General features: G+C 56.2%; 1 protein-coding gene. It reads left to right on the top strand.

Annotation, left to right across the window (positions count from 1 at the left end):
• On the top strand, nt 1–475 hold a 475-nt coding region (locus IAE34_RS24205; RefSeq protein WP_200141483.1), incomplete at both ends, for an IS630 family transposase.

Here is a 475-nt window from a genome sequence, read left to right as displayed (position 1 = left end):
CGTCATGCGGATATGGCATGCCTTCGGCCTCAAGCCTCATCTGGAAAAGACGCTCAAGCTTTCGACCGACCCGCTGTTCGTCGACAAAGTCCACGACATTGTCGGGCTCTATCTCAACCCACCCGACAAGGCCCTGGTGCTCTGTATCGACGAGAAAAGCCAGATTCAGGCGCTGAACCGTACCCAACCAGGCTTGCCTCTTGCTCCCGGCAAACCCGTCAGCCGCACCCATGACTACAAGCGTCACGGAACCACATCGCTGTTCGCGGCGCTGGACATCGCGACGGGTGAAATCATCGGAAGATTGAAGCGCCGCCATAGAAGTACGGAGTTTCTCGCTTTCCTCAAAGAGGTAGACGCCAACGTACCAGAGGGCATGCCTGTTCACCTGATAATGGACAACTACGCGACACACAACACCGATAAAGTGAAAGCGTGGTTGGCAGCGCATCCGCGCTACCAAGTGCATTTCACG

This window comes from Pseudomonas sp. S30 (assembly GCF_016518545.1).
Classification (GTDB): domain Bacteria; phylum Pseudomonadota; class Gammaproteobacteria; order Pseudomonadales; family Pseudomonadaceae; genus Aquipseudomonas.
This window is presented reverse-complemented; position numbering and strand designations above follow the sequence as displayed.